At 54.5% G+C, this 18,626-nt stretch carries 21 protein-coding genes and 3 pseudogenes; 15 read left to right on the top strand and 9 right to left on the bottom strand.

Annotated elements, in window-relative coordinates; translation table 11 throughout:
* The first annotated feature begins 6 nt into the window (after positions 1-6).
* From ABLU96_RS14750 to rpoS, 9 genes are all read left to right on the top strand, one after another.
* A complete protein-coding gene (locus ABLU96_RS14750) occupies positions 7-333 on the top strand; it encodes a DUF3561 family protein (protein ID WP_014839365.1) in 327 nt (108 codons plus the stop codon).
* 140 nt (positions 334-473) lie between these two features.
* Complete coding sequence (gene ftsB, locus ABLU96_RS14755) at positions 474-791, top strand: cell division protein FtsB (RefSeq protein ID WP_004104977.1); 318 nt, start codon at positions 474-476, stop codon at positions 789-791.
* 19 nt (positions 792-810) lie between these two features.
* Positions 811-1,521: a 2-C-methyl-D-erythritol 4-phosphate cytidylyltransferase gene (gene ispD / locus ABLU96_RS14760; RefSeq protein ID WP_025106439.1), complete on the top strand. Its 711-nt coding sequence runs from the start codon at positions 811-813 to the stop codon at positions 1,519-1,521.
* A complete protein-coding gene (ispF, locus tag ABLU96_RS14765) occupies positions 1,521-2,000 on the top strand; it encodes a 2-C-methyl-D-erythritol 2,4-cyclodiphosphate synthase (protein ID WP_004853615.1) in 480 nt (159 codons plus the stop codon). The genes ispD and ispF overlap by 1 nt, the downstream gene beginning before the upstream one ends.
* Complete coding sequence (gene truD, locus ABLU96_RS14770; RefSeq protein ID WP_064404130.1) at positions 1,997-3,046, top strand: tRNA pseudouridine(13) synthase TruD; 1,050 nt, start codon at positions 1,997-1,999, stop codon at positions 3,044-3,046. Before ispF ends, truD begins: the two co-directional genes overlap by 4 nt.
* Positions 3,027-3,788, top strand: a complete 762-nt coding sequence (surE, locus tag ABLU96_RS14775) for a 5'/3'-nucleotidase SurE (protein WP_004124266.1) — start codon at positions 3,027-3,029, stop codon at positions 3,786-3,788. The genes truD and surE overlap by 20 nt, the downstream gene beginning before the upstream one ends.
* Positions 3,782-4,408 (top strand): protein-L-isoaspartate(D-aspartate) O-methyltransferase, encoded by a 627-nt coding sequence (locus ABLU96_RS14780; protein WP_064404129.1) that lies wholly within the window; start codon positions 3,782-3,784, stop codon positions 4,406-4,408. The genes surE and ABLU96_RS14780 overlap by 7 nt, the downstream gene beginning before the upstream one ends.
* 182 nt (positions 4,409-4,590) lie before the next feature.
* Positions 4,591-5,652: a murein hydrolase activator NlpD gene (gene nlpD / locus ABLU96_RS14785; RefSeq protein ID WP_223852525.1), complete on the top strand. Its 1,062-nt coding sequence runs from the start codon at positions 4,591-4,593 to the stop codon at positions 5,650-5,652.
* Positions 5,653-5,811: 159 nt separating this feature from the next.
* Complete coding sequence (rpoS, locus tag ABLU96_RS14790; protein WP_004104962.1) at positions 5,812-6,804, top strand: RNA polymerase sigma factor RpoS; 993 nt, start codon at positions 5,812-5,814, stop codon at positions 6,802-6,804.
* 65 nt (positions 6,805-6,869) lie between these two features.
* Here the strand turns inward: rpoS and ABLU96_RS14795 are convergent, their stop codons facing one another.
* Both ABLU96_RS14795 and ABLU96_RS14800 read right to left on the bottom strand, forming a co-directional pair.
* Positions 6,870-7,247, bottom strand: a complete 378-nt coding sequence (locus tag ABLU96_RS14795) for a DUF4440 domain-containing protein (RefSeq protein ID WP_064404126.1) — start codon at positions 7,245-7,247, stop codon at positions 6,870-6,872.
* Positions 7,244-8,382: pseudogene (locus ABLU96_RS14800) on the bottom strand (MFS transporter). The gene ABLU96_RS14795 and the pseudogene ABLU96_RS14800 overlap by 4 nt, the downstream one beginning before the upstream one ends.
* 107 nt (positions 8,383-8,489) lie before the next feature.
* Between ABLU96_RS14800 and ABLU96_RS14805 the strand changes: the two are divergent.
* Complete coding sequence (locus tag ABLU96_RS14805; RefSeq protein ID WP_049083773.1) at positions 8,490-9,377, top strand: LysR family transcriptional regulator; 888 nt, start codon at positions 8,490-8,492, stop codon at positions 9,375-9,377.
* Here ABLU96_RS14805 and ABLU96_RS14810 read toward each other — a convergent pair.
* Entirely contained in the window at positions 9,374-9,790 is a 417-nt protein-coding gene (locus tag ABLU96_RS14810; RefSeq protein WP_049078698.1) for a MarR family transcriptional regulator, read from the bottom strand. The two genes, ABLU96_RS14805 and ABLU96_RS14810, sit on opposite strands and share 4 nt — an antisense overlap.
* A gap of 169 nt (positions 9,791-9,959) precedes the next feature.
* Between ABLU96_RS14810 and ABLU96_RS14815 the strand changes: the two genes are divergently transcribed.
* The 4 genes from ABLU96_RS14815 to ABLU96_RS14830 all read left to right on the top strand — a co-directional run bounded on the left by ABLU96_RS14815 (position 9,960) and on the right by ABLU96_RS14830 (position 12,717).
* Positions 9,960-10,553: a non-oxidative hydroxyarylic acid decarboxylases subunit B gene (locus ABLU96_RS14815; RefSeq protein WP_004104955.1), complete on the top strand. Its 594-nt coding sequence runs from the start codon at positions 9,960-9,962 to the stop codon at positions 10,551-10,553.
* Positions 10,553-11,980, top strand: a complete 1,428-nt coding sequence (locus ABLU96_RS14820; RefSeq protein ID WP_004853598.1) for a non-oxidative hydroxyarylic acid decarboxylases subunit C — start codon at positions 10,553-10,555, stop codon at positions 11,978-11,980. The genes ABLU96_RS14815 and ABLU96_RS14820 overlap by 1 nt, the downstream gene beginning before the upstream one ends.
* Positions 11,981-11,990: 10 nt before the next feature.
* Complete coding sequence (locus tag ABLU96_RS14825) at positions 11,991-12,227, top strand: non-oxidative hydroxyarylic acid decarboxylases subunit D (protein WP_004853596.1); 237 nt, start codon at positions 11,991-11,993, stop codon at positions 12,225-12,227.
* Between the two features lie 337 nt (positions 12,228-12,564).
* A complete protein-coding gene (locus tag ABLU96_RS14830; protein WP_009651623.1) occupies positions 12,565-12,717 on the top strand; it encodes a Hok/Gef family protein in 153 nt (50 codons plus the stop codon).
* Positions 12,718-12,836: 119 nt separating this feature from the next.
* Here the strand turns inward: ABLU96_RS14830 and mutS are convergent, their stop codons facing one another.
* On the bottom strand, positions 12,837-15,404 hold the full coding sequence (gene mutS / locus ABLU96_RS14835; RefSeq protein WP_064404337.1) for a DNA mismatch repair protein MutS: 2,568 nt from the start codon (positions 15,402-15,404) through the stop codon (positions 12,837-12,839).
* Between the two features lie 167 nt (positions 15,405-15,571).
* Here mutS and ABLU96_RS14840 point away from each other — a divergent pair.
* Positions 15,572-15,948: pseudogene (locus tag ABLU96_RS14840) on the top strand (integrase); the annotation flags it as partial.
* Between the two features lie 31 nt (positions 15,949-15,979).
* Here the strand turns inward: ABLU96_RS14840 and ABLU96_RS14845 are convergent.
* The 5 genes and pseudogenes from ABLU96_RS14845 to ABLU96_RS14865 form a co-directional block, all read right to left on the bottom strand.
* Positions 15,980-16,183: pseudogene (locus ABLU96_RS14845) on the bottom strand (IS256 family transposase); the annotation flags it as partial.
* 81 nt (positions 16,184-16,264) lie between these two features.
* On the bottom strand, positions 16,265-16,819 hold the full coding sequence (locus ABLU96_RS14850) for a hypothetical protein (RefSeq protein WP_064404123.1): 555 nt from the start codon (positions 16,817-16,819) through the stop codon (positions 16,265-16,267).
* A 286-nt stretch (positions 16,820-17,105) separates the two neighbouring features.
* Complete coding sequence (locus ABLU96_RS14855) at positions 17,106-17,453, bottom strand: DUF1493 family protein (RefSeq protein ID WP_064358557.1); 348 nt, start codon at positions 17,451-17,453, stop codon at positions 17,106-17,108.
* On the bottom strand, positions 17,438-17,887 hold the full coding sequence (locus ABLU96_RS14860; RefSeq protein ID WP_072351685.1) for an STM2901 family protein: 450 nt from the start codon (positions 17,885-17,887) through the stop codon (positions 17,438-17,440). The genes ABLU96_RS14855 and ABLU96_RS14860 overlap by 16 nt, the downstream gene beginning before the upstream one ends.
* Before the next feature lie 11 nt (positions 17,888-17,898).
* Entirely contained in the window at positions 17,899-18,381 is a 483-nt protein-coding gene (locus ABLU96_RS14865; RefSeq protein ID WP_064404120.1) for an Hcp family type VI secretion system effector, read from the bottom strand.
* Between the last annotated feature and the right edge of the window lie 245 nt (positions 18,382-18,626).

The following is an 18,626-nucleotide window of genomic DNA, read 5'->3' on the forward strand; positions in this document are numbered from 1 at the left end:
TTCGATATGCGCAATACCCAGAACATCAGTATTATTCGTTCAGAACCGCCGCCGGCAGTCAGCGACGAGACCACCTGGTCTCTGTCGGGCGCTGCCGTTGGCTTTATTTCATGGCTGCTGGCGCTGGGTATTCCCTTCCTGATCTATGGCAGTAACACGCTATTTGTCTTCCTCTACACCTGGCCGTTCTTCCTGGCATTAATGCCGGTTGCCGTCGTGGTTGGCATCGCGCTGCATTCGCTGATGGATGGCAAACTTCAGTACAGCGTCTGCGCGACGATTTTAACCGTCGGACTGATGTTCGGTCTGCTGTTCCTCTGGCTACTGGGGTAGTCCTTTCTACGAATGAATCTAGCCTGGGTATCAACGGTAAAAATGTGGTACAGTCCCCGCGTTACGCGGCGTCGTCCGCGCGCCAGAGTAGAGAACTCGGGCGAGTTATGGGATGATGATGCCGTTTTTCAGGGGGCAGGATGGGTAAACTAACGCTGCTGTTATTGGCTTTGCTGGTCTGGCTGCAGTACTCGCTATGGTTCGGCAAAAATGGTCTGCACGACTATAGCCGGGTTAACGACGATGTCTCCGCGCAGCAGGCAACGAACGCTAAATTAAAAGCACGCAACGATCAGCTGTTCGCCGAAATTGACGACCTCAACGGCGGTCAGGAAGCTATCGAAGAGCGCGCGCGCAATGAACTCAGTATGACCCGCCCGGGCGAAACGTTTTATCGTCTGGTGCCGGATGCGTCAAAACGCAACCAGGCCGCGGGGCAACAGCAGAATAATCGATAAACAGGCCCAGGATTACAACATGGCAGCCACTTTTCCGGGCGTTTGCGCCGTGGTGCCGGCAGCCGGTTTTGGCCGCCGCATGCAAACGGAATGCCCTAAACAATATCTCTCAATCGGTAACAAAACGATTCTCGAGCACGCGGTCGCCGCGCTGCTGGCAAACCCCCTTATACAGCGGGTGGTGATTGCCGTCAGCCCGGGCGACGTTCGCTTCAGCCAACTGCCGTTGGCGAACCACTCCCAAATCACCGTTGTTGATGGCGGCACGGAACGCGCGGACTCCGTTCTCGCTGGCCTGAAGGTTCTTGGCGAAGCCGACTGGGTGCTGGTGCACGATGCCGCGCGCCCCTGCCTGCACCAGGACGATCTCAGCCGCCTGCTTCAGCTATGCCAAACCAGCCGTACGGGCGGCATTCTGGCCGCTCCGGTTCGCGACACGATGAAGCGCGCGGAGCCGGGCAGGGCTGCCATCGCCCATACCGTTGAACGTAACGATTTATGGCACGCGCTGACGCCGCAATTTTTCCCTCGCGAACTGCTTGTTGATTGCCTGACGCGGGCGCTTAATGAAGGGGCGATCATCACCGACGAAGCCTCGGCGCTTGAGTACTGCGGCTTTCATCCTGAACTGGTCGCCGGACGAGCTGATAATATTAAAGTGACGCGCCCGGAAGACCTGGCGCTGGCCGAATTTTACCTTACCCGTTCCCGACACCAGGAGAAGGCTTAATGCGAATTGGACACGGTTTTGACGTACACGCTTTTGGCGGTGAAGGCCCAATCATCATCGGCGGCGTGCGCGTACCCTACGAGAAAGGGCTGCTGGCCCACTCCGACGGCGACGTCGCGCTGCACGCGCTGACCGATGCGCTGCTCGGCGCGGCGGCGCTGGGCGACATCGGCAAGCTGTTCCCGGATACCGACCCGGCCTTTAAGGGCGCCGACAGCCGCGAACTGCTGCGCGAAGCGTGGCGGCGGATTCAGGCGAAAGGCTATACCCTTGGCAACGTTGACGTCACCATTATCGCCCAGGCGCCAAAAATGCTGCCGCATATTCCCCAGATGCGCATCTTTATTGCCGAAGATCTCGGTTGCCATATGGACGATGTTAACGTCAAAGCCACCACCACGGAAAAGCTGGGCTTTACCGGTCGCGGCGAAGGCATTGCCTGTGAAGCGGTGGCGCTGCTGCGTAAGGCGGAGAAATGATCGCTTTTGACGAACTCACTTATCTGCATGGAAAACCGCTGAGCCAGGGGCTGCTAAAAGCCAACCCGGAGGACTTCGTGGTGGTTGAGGATCTGGGTTTTGCGCCTGACGGCGAAGGCGAGCATGTGCTGGTGCGTATTCTGAAAAACGGCTGCAATACCCGTTTTGTTGCTGACGCGCTGGCAAAATTCCTTAAAATTCATGCGCGTGAAGTGAGCTTTGCCGGGCAGAAGGACAAACACGCGGTCACTGAACAGTGGCTGTGCGCCCGAGTGCCGGGCAAAGAGATGCCCGACCTGAGCAAATTTCAGCTTGAAGGCTGTCAGGTACTGGAGTACGCGCGCCATAAGCGCAAGCTGCGCCTCGGGGCGCTGAAGGGGAACCAGTTTACGCTGGTGCTGCGCGAAATCAGCGATCGCGACGATGTCGAAACGCGTTTACAGGCGATTGCTGAGCATGGCGTACCCAACTATTTTGGCGCCCAGCGCTTCGGTATCGGCGGCAGTAACCTGCTGGGGGCGCTGCGCTGGGCCGAGAGCGGCGCGCCGGTGCGCGATCGCAATAAACGCAGTTTTTGGTTGTCGGCGGCCCGCAGCGCATTGTTTAATCAACAGGTTGGTATTAGATTAAAAAAACCGGAATTTAATCAGGTTGTTGATGGCGATGCGCTACAATTAGCGGGGCGCGGAAGCTGGTTCGTTGCGGCCTCTGATGAACTGACGGAACTCCAGGCGCGGGTAGATAACCGCGAGCTGATGATTACCGCTGCGCTTGTGGGCAGCGGCGACTGGGGAAGCCAACGGGATGCGCTGGCCGCCGAGCAGGCGGCAGTGGTCGAAGAGACGCAGCTACAGGCGCTGCTGGTGCGTGAAAAAGTAGAGGCCGCCCGCCGGGCGATGCTGCTTTATCCCCAGCAGATGAGCTGGAACTGGTGGGATGACGTTACCGTTGAACTGCGTTTCTGGCTGCCCGCGGGCAGCTTCGCCACCAGCGTAGTAAGGGAGCTTATCAATACAACGGGTGACTATGCGAATATTGCTGAGTAACGATGATGGGATTCATGCGCCGGGCATTCAGACCCTGGCAAAGGCCTTACGGGAATTCGCTGAGGTTCAGATAGTTGCACCCGATCGTAACCGCAGCGGAGCGTCGAACTCCCTGACGCTGGAATCTTCGCTTCGCACTTTCACTTTTGATAACGGCGATATCGCCGTACAGATGGGCACGCCGACGGACTGTGTTTATCTCGGGGTCAACGCCCTGATGCGGCCGCGTCCGGATATCGTGGTTTCCGGCATTAACGCCGGACCCAACCTCGGTGACGACGTCATCTATTCCGGCACCGTTGCCGCCGCGATGGAAGGCCGTCATCTGGGCTTTCCGGCGCTGGCCGTCTCGCTAAACGGCTATCAGCATTACGATACCGCCGCTGCGGTCACCTGCTCTATTCTGCGCGCTTTAAGCCGCGAGCCGCTGCGCACCGGGCGCATTCTCAATATCAACGTGCCGGATCTGCCTCTTGAGCAGATCAAAGGTATCCGCGTGACCCGCTGCGGCAGTCGTCATCCTTCCGACCAGGTGATCCCGCAAAAAGATCCGCGCGGCAATACGCTGTACTGGATCGGACCGCCGGGCGAAAAGTACGACGCCGGGCCGGATACCGACTTTGCCGCCGTGGATGAAGGCTATGTGTCGGTCACGCCGCTACACGTCGATTTAACCGCCCACGGCGCGCATGAGGTGGTTAGCGGCTGGCTGGATCGCGTTGGAGTTGATACGCAATGGTAAGTAAACGTGTTGAAAGTCTTCTCAATCAGCTCCGCACGCAGGGCATTATTGACGAGCGCGTGCTGAACGCGATCTCCATGGTGCCGCGAGAAAAGTTTGTTGATGAAGCCTTTGAACATAAGGCGTGGGAAAACACGGCGCTGCCGATTGGTCAGGGGCAAACCATCTCGCAACCCTACATGGTGGCGCGGATGACCGAGCTTCTGACGCTAACGCCGGAGTCCCGGGTGCTGGAAATCGGCACCGGCTCTGGCTATCAGACGGCGATTCTGGCGCATCTGGTGCATCACGTTTGCTCGGTTGAGCGAATTAAGAGTTTGCAGTGGCACGCGCGCCGTCGTCTTAAACAACTTGATTTACATAATGTTTCAACCCGTCACGGCGATGGATGGCAGGGTTGGCAGGCGCGTGCGCCGTTCGACGCGATTATCGTTACCGCCGCGCCGCCGGAAATTCCGGCCGCGCTGCTGGCGCAGCTGGACGATGGCGGCGTACTGGTGCTGCCGGTTGGCGAAGAGCATCAGTTCCTGAAGCGGATCCGTCGGCGCGGCAACGAGTTTGTCATTGATACTGTCGAAGCCGTGCGCTTTGTTCCCCTCGTGAAGGGGGAGTTAGCCTGAACCCGGATTATTCCAGGTTTTTTTGCCTGCATTTAGGCATAGGGTGGACGCATTTTTCGTGTCCTGGCCGGGCGCCGTCCGGTGAGCAAGATATTGGTAGTTAACATATTCCTGGGGGATAAATGAGCGCGGGAAGCCCAAATTTTACCTTAAGCCGCATTGCGGCTTTATCACTGGTGTCACTGTGGCTGGCAGGCTGCAGCAGCTCCAACAATCCGCCTGCGCCGGTCAGCTCGGCTGGCGGGACTTCGTCTTCCAGCACGAATTCCGGAATGCTGATCACGCCTCCATCCAATAACGTTCCGCAGGCGCGCCCGGTACAAACGCAGCCGGTGCAGACGCAGCCCGCTCAGGTTCAGCCGATGGCTCAGGAGCCGGTACAAACGGTGAACGGCAAAATTGTCTACAACCGTAAGTATGGGGATATTCCGAAAGGTAGCTATACCGGCGGCAGTACCTATACTGTTAAACGCGGCGACACGCTATTCTATATTGCGTGGGTCACCGGGAACGACTTCCGCGACCTGGCGCAGCGTAATAATATCCCGGCGCCGTACGGTCTGAACGTGGGTCAGACGCTGCAGGTTGGCAACGCGTCCGGTCAGCCAATCACCGGAGATAACCCTGTCGCCCAGGCCAGCGTGAAGGCCAGCAGCGGCGGGATGTTAACCGCAAATTCTGCACAAAAATCCACCGCGGTGGTTGCGTCCCAACCAACTATTACGTATTCTGAATCTTCAGGTGAACAGAGTGCTAATAAGATGTTGCCGAATAACAAGCCTGCGACGACGACGACAACCGTCGCGCCTGTTACGGCCCCGGCTGTCAGCACAACCCAATCGACTGCAAGCAGTACGTCAACCAGTTCGCCGATCTCTTCATGGCGCTGGCCGACTGATGGCAAGGTTATCGAGAACTTTAGTGGTGCCGAAGGTGGCAATAAAGGTATTGATATTGCAGGCAGTAAAGGACAGGCTATTGTCGCGACCGCAGATGGGCGCGTCGTCTATGCCGGTAACGCACTGCGCGGTTACGGTAATCTTATTATCATCAAACACAACGATGATTACCTGAGCGCCTACGCACATAACGATACGATGCTGGTAAAAGAGCAACAAGATATCAAGGCGGGGCAGAAAATCGCTACCATGGGTAGCACAGGTACAAGTTCTACACGTTTGCATTTTGAAATTCGTTACAAGGGGAAATCCGTCAACCCGCTGCAGTATTTACCGCAGCGATAATTTGGCAAAGTACGGATAAGCTCAGTATCGCTAAAAGAGGCGCCAGGGCGGCCAGAATGCCTGCTTTACCGGGGCAGAAAAGGTTCTCGTCCGGGCGTCTTTTAAGTGATGTTTAGCGGAAGGTGCTTTGCTCAGGGATCACGGGTAGGAGCCATCTTTATGAGTCAGAATACGCTGAAAGTTCATGATTTAAATGAAGACGCGGAATTTGATGAGAACGGAGTCGAGGTTTTTGATGAGAAAGCCTTAGTTGAAGAGGAACCCAGTGATAGCGATCTGGCTGAGGAAGAGCTTCTTTCGCAGGGAGCAACCCAACGGGTGCTCGATGCGACGCAGCTTTATCTTGGAGAGATTGGTTATTCCCCACTGCTGACGGCCGAAGAAGAGGTTTATTTTGCGCGTCGCGCGCTGCGTGGTGACGTTGCGTCACGCCGCCGGATGATCGAAAGTAACCTGCGTCTGGTCGTCAAGATAGCCCGCCGTTACGGCAATCGCGGTCTGGCTCTGCTGGATCTGATTGAAGAAGGTAACCTGGGGCTGATTCGCGCAGTTGAGAAGTTTGACCCGGAACGTGGGTTCCGTTTTTCGACTTACGCGACCTGGTGGATTCGCCAAACGATTGAACGGGCGATCATGAACCAAACCCGTACCATTCGTTTACCTATCCATATCGTCAAAGAGCTGAACGTTTATCTGCGTACCGCACGCGAGTTGTCCCATAAGCTGGACCACGAGCCAAGCGCGGAAGAGATAGCCGAACAGCTGGATAAGCCAGTTGATGACGTGAGCCGGATGCTGCGTCTGAACGAGCGCATTACCTCGGTGGATACACCGCTGGGCGGCGACTCGGAAAAAGCGCTGCTGGATATTCTGGCCGATGAAAAAGACAACGGCCCGGAAGACACCACGCAGGACGATGATATGAAACAAAGCATCGTCAAATGGCTGTTCGAACTGAACGCCAAGCAGCGTGAAGTGCTGGCTCGTCGCTTTGGTCTGCTCGGCTATGAAGCCGCGACGCTTGAGGATGTGGGCCGCGAAATTGGCCTGACCCGCGAACGCGTGCGTCAGATCCAGGTAGAAGGTCTCCGCCGTCTGCGGGAGATCCTGCAAAGCCAGGGGCTGAACATCGAAGCGCTGTTCCGCGAGTAAGACACCTTTCTTAAAAAAGGCTCAATCGTTTGATTGGGCCTTTTTCTTTTTTGGGCCTCCGTCGCTTACGCGATCGCCGTCTCGTGGAGGTGCCGCCAGATGATTTTCTCTTCCTGCAGACGGAAAAGAACCGTCGACCAGCGCGCGGTTTCCGCTTTGCCTGGGAGAGCGTGTGTTTCCCGGTAGCTCACCGCTGCGCCATCGCGCCATTCGGCAAGTATGGCGGCACTATCGACGACAATCTTTAAGCCCGGACGGCTGGCGCGAGCCCCGTGAAAAAAGGCGCTGACCGCCTGATGATCCATGCGCATACCGTTTATCGGGATCATGGTAAAGTCCGGGCTAAAGCGATGCATCAGCGCGTCGGCGCTCCCGTCCCCCTGATTCAGCCAGTTTTCTATAGCAACGTGGGCCGCAATAACTTCCGCAATATAGCGATTCATTTGTTCTCCATTTTACCGTGCAGGCGCATGATCATCGCCCGGTTATCGAAGGTAAGGCAGCCCAGCAGCGGCGCCAGGGTCAACGCGGCGGCGGCGATAAATACGCCACGCCACGCCTGCGGCGTTGGCCAGTAAAGCAAAAAGGCGCTCAGTAAGGCTGCCAGTAGCGCAGATCCCATCAGGAAACTGAGCTGGCGGTTAAGATTCCACAGCGCGCTGGCGTCCGGCATATCGCCGTTCGCCACATTCAGAAACGCGCTGCTCTGGGCCGTACTGCTGCACAGGCTGCCGCCTGCGCCCATGAATATAAATGCCGCGATTAGCATACTGCTGGCGGTATGCGCATTGACGCCAGCCAGGGTGACGATCCCGACAGCCTGGAGAAGGCAGCCGACCACGGAAGCATCAGGGCGCCGATGGCGGAGGGCGACATCCCCGTCACGCTTTGTAAATAAAACATCCCGACGACATTGATGCCAATAAAAGTCCCCGGCACGCAGAGATAGACCAGCATTGAAAAGCGCAGCAGCGGATCGCGCAGTAGCGAGAGACGCAGGAGTCCCCCCGGCCGCGCGACGCGTCTCTCATCCTTAATCCACAGCGCTGCCAGTCCGAACGTCAGCAGCGCGATCGGCAGGCTGGCAAAGAAAACCCAGCGCCAGCTGAGCGATTGCACCAGCACCCCGCCGATCGCCGGCGAGCACGCCGGCGCCAGCAGCCCGACCAGCATCACCGCGGCGGAAAGTTTCGCCCGCTCGTGAGGCCTGAACTGTTGCCAGGTTAGCGACTGGCCTAGCGGAATCAATAGTCCGCCGCCCATCCCCTGCAGGGCGCGCCACATGACAAGGCTGGTCAACGAGTCGGCCATTCCTGCAGCCAGAGCCCCAAAGCTAAATATGCTGAGCGAAAGCAGGAATACCCGCCGGGTACCAAACTGCTGGCTGAGCCAGGCGCTAAACGGCAGTACCAGCGTGAGCCCGGCAATATAGCCATTGCTGACCCACGCCAGTTCGCCCACCGACGCGTGCAGCGTCCGGCCCATCGCCGGAAAGGCGACGCTGGCGATGAACATATTGATTAAGTCGAGAAAGAAACCCAGCAGAAAAACGGTTGCGACCTTGCTGCGATACGTCATTGATTAAACCCCCCGTGAAGGCCGCTACTGTAAACCTCAGCGTCAGGGCGAATAAACACGACATTCGGAGATATACTGTCTGAAATTTTTTGACAATTGGCGGCGCGATGCTGAACCTGCAGCGGATGAACATGTTTGTAGCGGTGGTCGATAGCGGAAGTTTTACCGCGGCGGCGACGGCGCTGGGGCAGACCAAGGCGGTGGTGAGTTTCAACATTCGCCAGCTGGAGAGCGAGCTGGGGGTTACGCTGCTGTTGCGATCGACCCGTCGGCTGACGCTGACGGAAGCCGGTTCGCTCTTCTATCATCGCGGGGTCGCGCTGCTGAAAGCGGCGGAAAACCTGCAGGACGACGTCCGGGGCAGCCACGTGGGGTTGAGCGGTGAACTGCGGATCACAACGACGCCAGAATATGGCGCGCAGGTGATTATCCCGGCGCTGGCGGAGTTCAGCCAGCGGCATCCAGCGCTCCGCGTGCGCCATGTTTCTTCTTCTCACCACGCGGATTTAATCTCCGAACGGTTTGACGTGGCGATTCGCCTCGGGACGCTGGCGGATTCGCGCTACCGCGCGGCGCTGATATCGCGTTTTGCCATCGTCCCGGTTGCTGCCCCATCATGGCTGGCGCTGCATCCTGTAAAGACGCTTGAGGAGCTGGCCCACGCGGCGTGGATTATTCATGAACGTCTGACCGCACCGCTCCGCTGGCCGCTTACCGGGCCCGATGAGGAGAGCATCGCCTTCGAGATTAAACAGGCGCCGCGGCTGTCGGCAGATAGCGCCAGCGCGCTGATGGCCTTTGCGCTGGCGGGCAGCGGCATCGCGCTGCTGCCCGAATGGCTGGTGGCCGCTGCGCTGGCAGACAGCGCGCTGGTGAAGGTGATGCCGGCGTTTAGCTTTCCGCGCCAGGGGGTGTACGCGGTTTACCCGGACGCGCAGCACGTTCCCGTCAGGGTCCGGGCGTTTATTGATTTTCTCCGCGAGCGCCTGGGTTAATTGGGTTCTCGCGCTACCAGCTTGTGGATGATTTGCGAAAACAGCTGGCGCTCTTCATCGTTCAGCCGACCTAAAAATTCTTCATCAACGGCGTTACCCAGCGGCATTGAGCTTGCCAGTAGCGCTTCGCCTTCTGCGGTTAAATAGACAAACCGACGGCGTTTGTCCGCCGGATCGTGTTCGCGACGAACCAGACCGCGGCTCTCCATTCGGCTCAGCATCTCCGCCAGCGTCGCTTTTGTGCTGACCGCCGCTTCCGTTAGCGTCACCTGTTCAATGCCGGGATGTTCGGCAATGGAACGCATCACCGCATACTGCGGTTTGGTGAGGTCCGGCAGTTCAAGCTGCCAGCGGGCGGTGTGCTGCTGAAAAAGCTGGCGTAGCAGGTGAAACGCCTCGTTTTTTAACTCCATGACAACTCCGTAATCAACCCGTCGGCTCTATGATAGCCGTTCGGGAGGCGTTTTAGCATTTTTCCTGTTTTGATGAAAAATGCGGCCGTGTACGAACGCACTTGCACGAAAAGCTTATCAAGGGTAGTTTTAATAAAAACGTTCGTATACGAACAATTGTGAGGCGATGATGAAGCTAATCGTAGGGATGACCGGAGCGACGGGCGCTCCGCTGGGCGTGGCGCTGCTCAAAGCGCTTCGAGAGATGCCGGAAGTGGAAACGCATCTGGTGATGTCAAAGTGGGCCAAAACCACCATTGAGCTGGAAACGCCTTACAGCGCCCGTGAAGTGGCTGCGCTGGCCGATTTCTCGCACAGTCCGGCGGACCAGGCCGCCGTCATCTCATCGGGTTCATTTCGTACCGACGGCATGATCGTTATCCCCTGCAGTATGAAAACGCTGGCGGGTATCCGTGCCGGTTATGCCGAGGGGCTGGTGGGGCGGGCCGCGGACGTGGTGCTGAAAGAGGGGCGTAAGCTGGTGCTGGTGCCGCGTGAAATGCCGTTGAGCACGATCCATCTGGAAAACATGCTGGCCCTGTCACGCATGGGTGTGGCGATGGTGCCGCCCATGCCCGCTTATTACAACCATCCCAAAACCATTGAGGACGTCACTGACCACGTTGTCACGCGGGTGCTGGATCAGTTCGGTCTGGAGTATCACAAAGCGCGCCGCTGGAGCGGGTTGCGGGCGGTAGAGAATGTATCACAGGAGAATGAATAATGGCTTTTGATGATTTGCGCAGCTTTTTGCAGGCGCTGGACGACCAGGGGCAACTGCTGAAAATTAGCGAAGAAGTGAACGCGGAGCCGGATCTGGCCGCGGCGGCAAACGCGACCGGGCGCATCGGCGATGGCGCTCCCGCGCTGTGGTTTGACAATATTCGCGGTTTTACCGATGCGCGCGTGGCAATGAACACCATCGGTTCCTGGCAGAACCACGCTATCTCGCTGGGGCTGCCGCCGAATACGCCGGTGAAAAATCAGATCGACGAATTTATTCGTCGTTGGGATAAATTCCCGGTAACGCCGGAGCGGCGGGCAAACCCGGCGTGGGCGGAAAATACCGTCGACGGCGAGGCGATTAATCTGTTCGATATTCTGCCCCTGTTCCGTCTCAATGACGGCGACGGCGGCTTTTATCTCGACAAAGCCTGCGTGGTTTCTCGCGATCCTCTCGACCCGGACAATTTTGGCAAGCAAAACGTCGGCATTTACCGTATGGAGGTGAAGGGCAAACGTAAACTCGGCCTGCAGCCGGTACCTATGCACGATATCGCTCTGCATCTGCACAAAGCGGAAGAGCGCGGTGAAGACCTGCCGATTGCCATTACCCTGGGTAACGATCCGATTATCACCCTGATGGGCGCCACGCCGCTGAAATACGATCAGTCGGAATATGAGATGGCCGGCGCGCTGCGTGAAAGCCCGTACCCAATCGCCACCGCGCCGCTGACCGGCTTCGACGTACCGTGGGGGTCAGAGGTGATCCTCGAAGGGGTGATTGAAAGCCGCAAGCGCGAAATTGAAGGCCCGTTCGGCGAATTTACCGGCCACTACTCGGGCGGCCGTAATATGACGGTGGTGCGTATCGATAAGGTTTCTTACCGCAGCAAGCCGATTTTCGAGTCCCTCTATCTCGGTATGCCGTGGACCGAGATCGACTACCTGATGGGCCCGGCCACCTGCGTACCGCTGTATCAGCAGCTGAAGGCCGAGTTCCCGGAGGTGCAGGCCGTCAACGCGATGTACACCCACGGCCTGCTGGCGATTATCTCCACCAAAAAACGCTACGGCGGCTTTGCCCGCGCGGTGGGTCTGCGGGCGATGACCACGCCGCACGGTCTGGGCTACGTGAAGATGGTGATCATGGTTGATGAAGACGTCGACCCGTTCAACCTGCCGCAGGTGATGTGGGCGCTGTCGTCGAAGGTCAACCCGGCGGGTGACCTGGTGCAGCTGCCGAATATGTCGGTTCTGGAGCTTGATCCAGGCTCCAGCCCGGCAGGGATCACCGACAAACTGATTATCGACGCCACCACGCCGGTTGCGCCCGATCTGCGCGGCCACTACAGCCAGCCGGTACAGGATCTTCCTGAAACCAAAGCCTGGGCTGAAAAACTGACCGCCATGCTGGCCAACCGTAAATAAGGAGAAGAAGATGATTTGTCCACGCTGCGCCGATGAACATATTGAAGTGCTGGCAACATCGCCGGTAAAAGATGTCTGGACGGTATTCCAGTGCCAGCACTGTTTCTACACCTGGCGGAATACTGAACCGCTACGCCGCACCAGCCGGGAACATTATCCGGAAGCGTTCCGCATGACCCAAAAGGATATCGATGACGCGCCAATGGTGCCTCATATTCCGCCGCTGCTGGCGGAAGATAAACGCTAAAATCAACGGGCCCGCTTAGTCGGGCCTTTTTATATTTATTTAATCAATGCAAAATATTTATTAATTAAATTTTCAAATTGCATAAAAGGTTAATAGAGCAGATACGTTTGCGAGCCTTCTTCCAGTTTATAATAAAATCAACGGGTTTGATAAATTACCGATAAGTTTCGCGGCCGGGAAAATATAGAATAGCGGCGGGTGCTTGAGGCTATCTGGCTTTGAGCATTGACAAGGATTCAGATAGACGAAAGCCCCAGGAGATATTTCTATCAACTGAGGCTGACGAATGAACCTGAACAATTCAGATGTTAGTCTCTTCTTTGCAGGGAGGCAAGACATGCTAACAAAATATGCCCTTGTGGCAATCGTCGTACTGTGTATTACGGTACTGGGATTTACGCTTTTGGTGCGCAGCTCGCTGTGCGAACTCAGTATTAAAGAGCGTAGTATGGAGTTTAAAGCTGTTCTCGCTTACGAATCGAAGAAATAGCATCAGCGCGGGGGCAACCCCGCGTATTGGTTGTCAGGATGCATCCTCTCGCACCCAGTTTGCATTTGTTAAAACGGCAGCACCGCAGGGCGCTGCCGTTTTTTCACGTTAAACGAGAACTACACCAGGCTCTTCAGGCGATAGATCCACTCCAGCGCCTGGCGCGGAGTCAGCGAATCCGGGTCAAGATTCTCCAGCGCTTCAACCGCGGGCGAGGTCTCTTCCGGAGCGGAAAGCAGCGACATCTGGGTACCGTCCACCTGCGTGGCGGCAGCGCTCGGCGCAATGCTTTCCAGCTCGCGCAGCTTCTGCCGCGCGCGTTTAATCACCTCTTTCGGCACACCGGCCAGCGCGGCAACCGCCAGACCGTAGCTCTTACTGGCCGCGCCATCCTGCACGCTGTGCATGAAGGCGATGGTGTCGCCGTGCTCCAGAGCATCAAGATGGACGTTGGCCACGCCTTCCATTTTCTCCGGCAGCTGGGTCAGCTCGAAGTAGTGGGTGGCAAACAGGGTCAGGGCCTTAATCTTGTTCGCCAGATTTTCCGCGCAGGCCCACGCCAGCGACAGGCCATCGTAGGTCGAGGTGCCACGACCGATTTCATCCATCAGCACCAGGCTATGCTCGGTGGCGTTATGCAGAATATTGGCGGTTTCGGTCATCTCTACCATAAAGGTTGAGCGGCCGCTGGCCAGGTCATCCGCCGCGCCGACGCGGGTGAAAATACGATCGATGGGGCCGATGTCGACTTTTTCCGCCGGAACGTAGCTGCCGATATACGCCAGCAGGGCGATCAGCGCGGTCTGACGCATATAGGTACTTTTACCGCCCATATTCGGGCCGGTGATAATCAGCATTCTCCGCTGCGGGGCGAGGTGCAGCGGGTTAGCGATGAACGGCTCTTTCAGAACCTGCTCAACCACCGGATGGCGGCCTTCGCTGATACGAATACCCGGCTTATCGCTAAAGGTCGGGCAGCAGTAGTTGAGGGTCTCCGCGCGCTCGGCGAGGTTCACCAGCACATCGAGCTCCGCCAGCGCGCTGGCGCTCTGCTGCAGGTCGCCAAGATGCGGCAGCAGCATATCGAAAAGTTCATCGTACAGCTGCTTTTCCAGCGCCAGCGCCTTCCCTTTGGAGGTCAGCACTTTGTCTTCATACTCCTTCAGCTCAGGAATAATATAGCGCTCGGCGTTCTTGAGGGTCTGGCGACGGACGTAGTGGATCGGCGCATGCTGGCTCTGACCGCGGCTAATCTGGATGTAGTAGCCGTGGACGGCGTTGTAGCCTACCTTCAGCGTGTCCAGCCCCAGACGCTCGCGCTCGCGAACTTCCAGTCTGTCGAGGTAATCGGTCGCGCCATCGGCCAGGCCGCGCCACTCATCGAGTTCCGCGTTATAGCCGGGGGCGATAACGCCGCCGTCGCGAACCAGTACCGGCGGCGCATCGATAATCGCCCGTTCCAGCAGTTCACGCAGCTTGCTAAATTCCCCCATCTTTTCCCGGAGCCGCTGTACTGGCGCACAGTCGACGTCCCCCAGCATCGCGCGCAGTGCCGGCAGCTGCTGGAAAGCGTGACGCATACGCGCTAAATCGCGAGGGCGGGCGGTGCGCAGCGCCAGGCGCGCCAGAATACGTTCGAGGTCGCCGACCTGGCGCAGTACCGGCTGCAGCTCGGTGTAATGTTCCTGCAGCGCGCCGATGGTCTGCTGGCGCTCTACCAGCACGGCGGTGTCGCGCGCCGGCATATGCAGCCAGCGCTTAAGCATACGGCTGCCCATGGGGGTCACGGTGCAGTCGAGCACCGAGGCCAGCGTATTATCAAAGCCGCCGGCCAGGTTCTGGGTGATCTCCAGATTGCGGCGGGTGGCCGCATCCATAATGATGCTGTCCTGCTGGCGCTCCATCGTGATGGAGCGGATATGCGGCAATGACGTGCGCTGGGTGTCTTTGACGTATTGCAGCAGGCAGCCGGCGGCGCACAGGCCGCGCGGGGCGTTTTCAACGCCGAAACCAACCAGATCGCGCGTGCCAAACTGGAGATTGAGCTGCTGGCGCGCGGTGTCGATTTCAAATTCCCACAGCGGACGGCGGCGCAGGCCGCGGCGGCCCTCAATCAGCGACGACTCGGCAAAATCCTCCGCGTACAGCAGCTCGGCGGGGTTGGTGCGCTGAAGCTCCGCCGCCATCGTTTCGCGGTCAGCGGGTTCGCTCAGGCGAAAACGTCCGGAGCTGATATCGAGGGTGGCGTAGCCAAAACCTTTACTGTCCTGCCAGATGGCGGCCAGCAGATTGTCCTGGCGTTCCTGCAGCAGCGCTTCATCGCTGATGGTACCCGGTGTCACAATGCGGACGACTTTGCGTTCAACCGGCCCTTTGGTGGTTGCCGGATCGCCAATCTGTTCGCAAATGGCCACCGACTCGCCCTGATTAACCAGCTTAGCCAGATAGTTCTCAACCGCGTGATGGGGGATCCCGGCCATCGGAATCGGTTCGCCCGCGGAAGCGCCGCGCTTCGTCAGCGAGATATCCAGCAGCTGCGATGCGCGTTTCGCATCGTCATAGAACAGTTCGTAAAAATCACCCATCCGGTAAAACAGCAGAATCTCCGGGTGCTGGGCTTTCAGCTTGAGATACTGCTGCATCATCGGGGTGTGGCTAGAGAAGTCCTTATCAATTTCTTCATTCATATTGATTTTACTCATTTTTTAATTCTTTCGAGTACTCATGTGGCACATTTAAACCCCTGTTAAACTCACATGAACCCACAAATTTGTAGCTCACCTGTAGCTCAGAACGCGATAAGTTACCCTCTAATCATTCTTGAGCTACAAATGGTGGTGCTTAGAGAACAACCCTGAATCAATCTTTTATTATCAATAAGTTAATCATAATTTTGAAGCCTGCTCTTAGTGATCCAGGAAAAATTGTTTTCGAAGTTACCCTGACCAAAAACCTTACACAGTCTTTGATGATCACAGGGACGCTCCTGTGGGATTCGGGGTGAAGGTAAGTTTGACGAAAAAAACATATGTAATCCAGAGAAGAGTGCCTTCCGATGCTCGTGATGTGAAAGAAGATAAGAAACCGAGTTCGGTCCTAAAAGTGAAAGTAGGAAATGTTTCTGGTTATCCGAGGCTCGATCAAGCCCGTGAAGCCGCCAGGGTATTGGTTCAGACCATGATCGCTACCAAAAGAAATCCCAATAGGGTTAAGCGAGAAACAGAGGCTTCATAACTCATTATTAATGATGTGTTTGCTCACTATCGCAAAGCAGGGTTTTTGACGAGTAGCCATTGCGTGTATTAAAGCCTTTTTTGGGCGCGTTTTTCTCATGCCAGGGTTCAGCATTGGGTGCTGTTTCGAGGGTTAAATCCGTCAGCATACGGGAAAACTGGTTTAAGTCAGCTTTGGTTTTGAGGCCTTTGGCCAGTTCAGCAGTCAGCGCCTTAAGTTTGTTTTCGTCCATAATTTGCCTGTCTCCATTGTTGGGATGAACATATCAAAAACAGGCAGATACACAATTTAAATTACAGTCTCATGAAAGATCCTACTTTTTTCTATACATCTCTATGTTGAAGTTTTTGCCAAAGGGATTTATAGCTTCTAATAACTTTTTGTCATGGTCATCATTTTTTATAATGTAAGACTGACTTGCTCCAGGCGCTGTGAAATCTTCTATGGTCTTAAGTTTTTGATTGGAAATTCTTTCCATCATATCAAAATCTTGAGATCCCAACACCTTCCCTTTATAAACCATTTTTGCGGGAATAGACTTCAAAGTATTAAGTGTTGTTATTAGTTCTTTATTATGAATATTCCAATCCCCAGCACCATTAATAGCAAAGGTTATGATAGTTGTGCTATCTGGTTGAAAAGACATATCAGCATTAATATTGTATTTTCCATTAGAAAAGTATGATGTCTCTCCATTTACCCTAATTGTAATTCCTGCACTATCATATGAATAATCTGATGTCCATATGCCAATGATGTCATCACTCTTGTGCGCATCTGGAGTTTTGGGAAAGAAGTAGGCGCATATTCCTACAAGAGCAGCTACAAATAACACTATCTCCATACCTAATTTAATTTTTTTATCCATGATGTGATATTCGCCAATGGTCGGTTGATGATTATAGATGAAATTTATTATTTTTCATCGTAAGTTGAATTGTTGTTCAGTGACACATGAGAAACGGTTCCCTTTATTGCCTGATTTATACATTTTTTGCATGTATTTTTTGAAACCAGAGTGCATTAATATTCTGCGCCTTTCGGTGCATATCTCTTGCAAAAAGATAAAAATTTCCAGAATCTTTGTCTTCTTTAAGTGTGTAATGTTTTCATCTATATTTCCTGTTTTTAAAATAAATAACACCATCGTCCACTCAGTCATAAAGCCATTTTCCTGCTTTTGCTGATTCGGCAAACATTTTTACAGTTAAAGGTTTACGACTCCTTTCTACATCTTCCCTTTTTAATTTAAACCACCGTGTTAGTAATGGAGTATTCTCCCAAGGAAAATAATACGACCATTTAACTTCTGATAAATCTACATTAAAATTTTTTTCAAATTTATTCAAAGCTTCATGCAGGTCATCACCGGGAGCTTCAAATAAATCAGAATCAAGTTCTAAAGGGATTTCTTTCCAATTGCTGTCTAAATATCCGGGGATCTCTTCACGGAAGAGTGCTAACACCTCTTGTTGAATTGTATCCATCAAAAGGATGTCCATTGTATACGATCTTTAGGGCGTGCTATTAGGTTGTATTTTGCCTGAGTTTTCCTTGATATTTGGTAAATCGAATTGACAAGACCAATCCAGCCTAACCACGGAACATATCGTGCTATGACTGCGGCAAGATTATTTGTTTTTCGCATTCTTACACCAACTGGTGTAGGAACTCTAATACCAAAAGGAGTTCGTGCATTTCGTAAAAGCATTCTCCCATACCTGGAAATAACACTTGTCCCTTTTATTGCCTCTCCCGGTTTCGTTCTGGTTTTTAACCACGGTTGCCCGGCGAGGATAGCAGCACCTGACTCAATGCCAATTCCAAGTTCATCACAAAATTGCTCAAGGAAAATCACATCAAATAGTTCACCTGCTGACAGGTTCGATTGTCCGTGGTAGAAGTAGGTTCCGTTTAGTTCTTCTGTCGTATCCATTCAATCACCTATTAGGCTGTTTGCCGTTCATTCCATGCATCGGTGAAAATTATGTTTCCATCACAATGTTTCCAGGTGATTTTCTCATACCTTAGCTCCATGGATTCAAGATGGTTGTTGTTCTTGTCTTCTGGGGAAGCCATTGTAGGTGATATTGATACGATTCGAACTCCTTCAAGTAGCATATTGAAGTATTCCACTTCCTGACCAGCATCGCTGATTTTATACCATTTGATTTCAGCAGATTTCAGGTTCTGACCAGTAGCAACTGCTTTGTAGAGGTATGGGCTGGAATAGTCGAATTCTTTAACGATGATCATTGGTGAGTGCTGACGAGTGCCGGTAGGCTTGCCAGTGGCATTATCAGTGGGAATGGAGAGATTATGGTGAAACCCTTTAAACTCTATACTGAATTCTCTGTCTGCAACATCACAACCGCCTTTGATTAGTGCTCCACCATCGTCATAGAGCCACATATTACCCGGAATAGCCATGTACTTTTTCCTTATGTCGTTGTAACTCCCTATAAATAGTGTATCTATTGAACGAAGGTGAGTAAATAACCAATATGTGGTTTTTTTGCTCTTTTGAAGAGTTAGTTACCTGCTTCTATCAAACCGCACTCATATTCCCAAAAATGTATACCATCAGTAAGCCAGAACTTACTTAGCAATTACTTTATTCCTCAATTTGAACAGGTTAACCCTTGATAAAGGGTACTGCTGCATCATCGGAGGGG

Source organism: Klebsiella sp. CN_Kp106 (assembly GCF_040064575.1).
GTDB classification, from domain to species: Bacteria; Pseudomonadota; Gammaproteobacteria; order Enterobacterales; family Enterobacteriaceae; genus Klebsiella; species Klebsiella michiganensis.

What these genes read in the sequence shown, in the direction of transcription:
- ABLU96_RS14750 (WP_014839365.1), top strand. Translation starts at nt 7, where the DNA reads ATGCGCAATACCCAGAACATCAGTATTATTCGTTCAGAACCGCCGCCG.
- ftsB (WP_004104977.1), top strand. Translation starts at nt 474, where the DNA reads ATGGGTAAACTAACGCTGCTGTTATTGGCTTTGCTGGTCTGGCTGCAG.
- ispD (WP_025106439.1), top strand. Translation starts at nt 811, where the DNA reads ATGGCAGCCACTTTTCCGGGCGTTTGCGCCGTGGTGCCGGCAGCCGGT.
- ispF (WP_004853615.1), top strand. Translation starts at nt 1,521, where the DNA reads ATGCGAATTGGACACGGTTTTGACGTACACGCTTTTGGCGGTGAAGGC.
- truD (WP_064404130.1), top strand. Translation starts at nt 1,997, where the DNA reads ATGATCGCTTTTGACGAACTCACTTATCTGCATGGAAAACCGCTGAGC.
- surE (WP_004124266.1), top strand. Translation starts at nt 3,027, where the DNA reads ATGCGAATATTGCTGAGTAACGATGATGGGATTCATGCGCCGGGCATT.
- ABLU96_RS14780 (WP_064404129.1), top strand. Translation starts at nt 3,782, where the DNA reads ATGGTAAGTAAACGTGTTGAAAGTCTTCTCAATCAGCTCCGCACGCAG.
- rpoS (WP_004104962.1), top strand. Translation starts at nt 5,812, where the DNA reads ATGAGTCAGAATACGCTGAAAGTTCATGATTTAAATGAAGACGCGGAA.
- ABLU96_RS14795 (WP_064404126.1), bottom strand. Translation starts at nt 7,247, where the DNA reads ATGAATCGCTATATTGCGGAAGTTATTGCGGCCCACGTTGCTATAGAA.
- ABLU96_RS14805 (WP_049083773.1), top strand. Translation starts at nt 8,490, where the DNA reads ATGCTGAACCTGCAGCGGATGAACATGTTTGTAGCGGTGGTCGATAGC.
- ABLU96_RS14810 (WP_049078698.1), bottom strand. Translation starts at nt 9,790, where the DNA reads ATGGAGTTAAAAAACGAGGCGTTTCACCTGCTACGCCAGCTTTTTCAG.
- ABLU96_RS14815 (WP_004104955.1), top strand. Translation starts at nt 9,960, where the DNA reads ATGAAGCTAATCGTAGGGATGACCGGAGCGACGGGCGCTCCGCTGGGC.
- ABLU96_RS14820 (WP_004853598.1), top strand. Translation starts at nt 10,553, where the DNA reads ATGGCTTTTGATGATTTGCGCAGCTTTTTGCAGGCGCTGGACGACCAG.
- ABLU96_RS14825 (WP_004853596.1), top strand. Translation starts at nt 11,991, where the DNA reads ATGATTTGTCCACGCTGCGCCGATGAACATATTGAAGTGCTGGCAACA.
- ABLU96_RS14830 (WP_009651623.1), top strand. Translation starts at nt 12,565, where the DNA reads ATGCTAACAAAATATGCCCTTGTGGCAATCGTCGTACTGTGTATTACG.
- mutS (WP_064404337.1), bottom strand. Translation starts at nt 15,404, where the DNA reads ATGAATGAAGAAATTGATAAGGACTTCTCTAGCCACACCCCGATGATG.
- ABLU96_RS14850 (WP_064404123.1), bottom strand. Translation starts at nt 16,819, where the DNA reads ATGGATAAAAAAATTAAATTAGGTATGGAGATAGTGTTATTTGTAGCT.
- ABLU96_RS14855 (WP_064358557.1), bottom strand. Translation starts at nt 17,453, where the DNA reads ATGGACATCCTTTTGATGGATACAATTCAACAAGAGGTGTTAGCACTC.
- ABLU96_RS14860 (WP_072351685.1), bottom strand. Translation starts at nt 17,887, where the DNA reads ATGGATACGACAGAAGAACTAAACGGAACCTACTTCTACCACGGACAA.
- ABLU96_RS14865 (WP_064404120.1), bottom strand. Translation starts at nt 18,381, where the DNA reads ATGGCTATTCCGGGTAATATGTGGCTCTATGACGATGGTGGAGCACTA.